The sequence below is a fragment of the uncultured Campylobacter sp. genome (assembly GCF_938030785.1).
Classification (GTDB): Bacteria; Campylobacterota; Campylobacteria; order Campylobacterales; family Campylobacteraceae; genus Campylobacter_B.
The window spans coordinates 1-3,185 of sequence record NZ_CALHIK010000198.1; the positions used below are offsets into that span (position 1 = coordinate 1).

Below are 3,185 nucleotides of genomic sequence, written 5' to 3' on the forward strand. Positions count from 1 at the left end.
GGCACTATTCGGTCGCAGCCCTGCACCGTCGCGTAGGTATTAAACATCCCTCCGGTATTGGCGCAACTACCCATACTGATGACCCATTTGGGCTCGGGCATCGCGTCGTATAGGCGGCGTGTAAACTCGGCGTGCTTTTTGCTAAGCGTGCCCGCGATTATCATCACCTCCGACTGCTTTACGCTTGCGCGAAATATCGTGCCGAAGCGGTCGAAGTCAAATCTGCCCGCGCCCGCTGCCATCATCTCGATCGCACAGCACGCAAGCCCGTACGTCATTGCCCACAAAGAGTTACTCCTGCCCCACGCGATCAGCTTATCGACGGTGGTAAGAACTACGGGAAGTCCGTTTTCGCGCGCGTAGTTTATCTTATGCTCTGCCAATTTAGCGCTCCTTTTTTCCAAGCGTAGATGAATCCGATGCCTAATAATACGATGAAAAACACCATCTCCACGAGCCCGAACACGCCTAAAATTTTAAAATTTACCGCCCATGGAAACATAAAGATAATCTCGACGTCAAAAAGTATGAAAAGCACGGCTATCAAAAAAAAGTGGGAGTTCATTCGGTTGGGCTGTTTGACGGCCTCGGGGCCGCTTTCGTAAATTTCGCCCTTTAGCCGCTCGTCGCGCCTATCTGCTAAACGCGAGCCTACCAAAGAGGATAGTTTAACGATGAGCGAAAAGACGCAAAAAGCTAGGATTAGCATCACGAATATTCCGAAATATGGGCTTTGCAGCGGAATTCTAGACATTTTTCGCCTCAGTTTTAAAATTTAATGTGGATTGTAACGAAGTATTGATTTAATAAAGCTTAGCGCGCGCCACTAAATTCGCTTTTAAAAGTAAAATTTAATATACCTCTCTCGTGCGATTTAGTGGGGATTAAGGCGCGTGTGGTAAAATTTCGCGGATTTTAAGGGAGAGCTATGAAATCTAGCAAGATAAGTCTCATTTTCTACGGCATATTCTGCGGCGTAACAATCTATTTTCTTATCTGGGGATTCGGTTTTATAGGAAGCGGCGATAAAATGCTATTTTTAGTTTCGGTATTTTTGGGCATCTTTATGGCCTTTAATATCGGCGGAAACGACGTGGCAAATTCCTTCGGCACCAGCGTCGGAAGCGGCACTCTTAGCATCGCGCAAGCCCTTTGTATCGCAGCGGTATTTGAAGCAAGCGGCGCGGTAATTGCAGGCGGCGAAGTAACCTCGACGATCCGCAGCGGCATAATCGATCTTAGCAAAATGGACGTGCATCCTAGGGATTTTATCTATGTAATGATGAGCGCGCTTTTCGCGGCGGGGGCATGGTTACTTTTTGCCAGCAGAAAGGGCTTGCCCGTATCAACTACTCATGCGATCATCGGCGGTATCGTGGGCTCGGGGCTTACGCTAGGCGCCCTGCTTAATACCGCAGAGACTTCCGCATTGTGGCTCGTGCAGTGGGATAAGATCGGCAAAATAGCGATTTCCTGGGTGCTCTCGCCGATTTTAGGCGGTGTGATCTCCTTTGGAATTTTCTGGCTCATCAAACATTACATTTTGGATTACAACCGCTACGCTCAAATAAAGATCGACCGCATAAAGCGCGAAAAAAAATCCCTCCGCAAGCTACATAAAAAGACCTTCGAGACTCTGGACGACATTCAAAAGATCGCCTACGCAGAGGCGCTAAATCACGATATCTACGCGATGCGCGATCCAGATTTCGACCCAAGCGAGCTTGATAGCGAGTATTATAAAAAAGTAATCGAGCTTGACGCAAAAAAAGAAAAGCTCAAATCCCACAAAGCTTTAGAATTCGGCATCCCTGCCGTAGCAGGTATCGGCGCTTTCGTGATCTCGGCAATGCTGATATTTAAGGGATTACATAATCTAGATTTTGGGCTGACGAATTTTTACAACTACCTCATCATCGGTATGTCGACGCTAATTACCTGGCTTTTGATGTTTATTTTCGCTAAAACCCTGCGCCGCTCAAATTTAAACAAATCCGCGTTTTTGATGTTTAGCTGGCTGCAGGTGCTCACCGCTAGCGGCTTTGCCTTTTCGCACGGCAGCAACGACATCGCAAACGCCGTGGGTCCGTTTGCCGCCATCATCGATACGATGGCTACGAATAGTATCAATCCCTCCACTCCCGTGCCGCAGCAGATTATGATAATGTTCGCAGTAGCCCTCATAGCGGGGCTTTGGTTCATCGGCAAAGAGGTGATCGCCACCGTAGGCACCAATCTCACCAAAATCCACCCAGCCTCGGGCTTTAGCGCCGAGCTCGCAAGCGCCGTCGTCGTCATGGCGGCATCGGTGCTGGGGCTGCCGATCTCCTCGACCCACGTGCTAATCGGCGCGATTTTAGGAATCGGCTTGGTAAATCACAGCACGAACTGGTCACTGATGAAGCCGATCGGGCTAGCGTGGATCATCACCCTACCCGTCTCGGCGCTGCTTTCGGCGTTTGCATTCGTGCTTTTGCGCCACGTATTTTAGGCTAAATTTAAAGATCCGCTCCCTTAAATTTTAAAATTTCGCAAAATTCTACGCAGGCTAAATTTTAAAATTTACGGCGCCAAACCGAGTAAATTTTATAGCTCTTCTTGCGACGCATAACCGCGCAAAACCGGCTCGCAGCGGCGCAGCTCCCGCCTGCCGCCCTGTAAAATTTAATAAAATTTTAGCTACAATCGCCCTTTGAAATTTAGGAAAGCTATGAGTAAATTTGAAATTTTCAGATCCACCCTTGCCGTGATGATGGGCTACGTGCCGCTGGGGCTGGCGTTTGGCATCTACGGCATTAGCCAGGATCTGCCCGTCTGGGCGCTCGCGCTAACCTCGCTGCTTATATACGCAGGCAGCGTGGAGTTCGTGCTGATCGCATTCATCGTAACCCACGCCTCGCTCGTAGATACCTTCGTTGTGGCGTTCTTGCTAAATTTCCGCCATTTTTTCTACACGATGTCGCTGCTGGACGAGCTGCGCTTCGTGCGTCATAAAATTTACGCCGTATACGCCCTTACGGACGAAACCTTTGCGCTGCTAAAAGCGCGCGCTTTTTTGCGCCCCGAGGAGCTTAGCGGCGAGCGACCCGTAACGCCGCAAAGACTAAAAGAGCTTGATCTGCTCTATAATCTAACCGCGGTTTTAAATCAATCCTACTGGGTTGCGGGCGTCGTTGCGGGGGCTG

At 49.4% G+C, this 3,185-nt stretch carries 4 protein-coding genes; 2 read left to right on the forward strand and 2 right to left on the reverse strand.

Annotated features, from left to right (window positions below; genetic code table 11):
- A partial coding sequence (nuoB, locus tag Q0438_RS10945) for an NADH-quinone oxidoreductase subunit NuoB (protein WP_299190840.1) occupies nt 1-383 on the reverse strand: 383 nt, incomplete at its 3' end.
- Entirely contained in the window at nt 365-754 is a 390-nt protein-coding gene (locus tag Q0438_RS10950) for an NAD(P)H-quinone oxidoreductase subunit 3 (RefSeq protein WP_299190841.1), read from the reverse strand. The genes Q0438_RS10950 and nuoB, both read right to left, overlap by 19 nt.
- Before the next feature lie 174 nt (nt 755-928).
- Between Q0438_RS10950 and Q0438_RS10955 the strand changes: the two genes are divergently transcribed.
- Nucleotides 929-2,491: an inorganic phosphate transporter gene (locus Q0438_RS10955; protein WP_299190843.1), complete on the forward strand. Its 1,563-nt coding sequence runs from the start codon at nt 929-931 to the stop codon at nt 2,489-2,491.
- A gap of 219 nt (nt 2,492-2,710) precedes the next feature.
- A partial coding sequence (locus tag Q0438_RS10960; RefSeq protein ID WP_299190845.1) for an AzlC family ABC transporter permease occupies nt 2,711-3,185 on the forward strand: 475 nt, incomplete at its 3' end.

Bases quoted from the DNA above. Each gene is read 5' to 3' on its own strand.
- Q0438_RS10950 (WP_299190841.1), bottom strand. From the start codon at position 754: ATGTCTAGAATTCCGCTGCAAAGCCCATATTTCGGAATATTCGTGATG.
- Q0438_RS10955 (WP_299190843.1), top strand. From the start codon at position 929: ATGAAATCTAGCAAGATAAGTCTCATTTTCTACGGCATATTCTGCGGC.